Origin of the sequence: Paraburkholderia piptadeniae, from assembly GCF_900007165.1 — a bacterium.
Classification (GTDB): domain Bacteria; phylum Pseudomonadota; class Gammaproteobacteria; order Burkholderiales; family Burkholderiaceae; genus Paraburkholderia; species Paraburkholderia piptadeniae.
In genome coordinates this window covers 1-590 of sequence record NZ_CYGY02000157.1, presented here as the reverse complement: position 1 = coordinate 590, position 590 = coordinate 1, and the positions used below count along the sequence as shown (strand labels likewise).

Below are 590 nucleotides of genomic sequence, written 5' to 3'. Positions count from 1 at the left end.
TTCGTCGACGACAGGCGCGCGCCCGTCACGAAGAACGCATGGAGGCCGTGGGCGAAGCGGCTCAGCTTGCTGACGATCGCCTTGTTGGCGCGAGTGAGCGCGTTGTAGCCGAGCACGGCGGGAATTGCGACGAAGAGGCCGAAGGCCGTCATGATGAGCGCCTCGCCGACGGGACCGGCGACCTGATCGATCGACGACTGGCCCGTCGCGCCGATGGTCAGGAGCGCGTGATAGATGCCCCACACCGTGCCGAACAGGCCGACGAACGGCGCGGTGCTGCCGATCGACGCGAGAATCGCGAGGCCGCTCTGCATGCGCGCGACGCTGTCGTCCATCGTGTCCTTCAGGCAGCGCGTGACCCAGTCCGACACGTCCATTCGGTCGTGCAGATGCGGCTGCGTCTGATGATGATGGTCGGCGGCTTCCTGGCCCGACAGCGCAAGCGCGAGGAACGGGTTTTCAGCCGGCGACGACGTATCGCTGCCGAGCTTCTTCACGCCGTCGTTGAAGTCATCCGAATGCCAGAACGTCCGCTCGGCGTTTTTCGTCAGGCGCTTGAGACGCATGACGTTCCATCTCTTGATGACGAT

1 protein-coding gene is annotated in these 590 nt (G+C 64.7%); it reads right to left on the bottom strand.

Annotated features, from left to right (window positions below):
- The coding region (locus BN2476_RS43570; RefSeq protein WP_087740297.1) for a MotA/TolQ/ExbB proton channel family protein at positions 1 to 590 on the bottom strand (590 nt) is incomplete at both ends.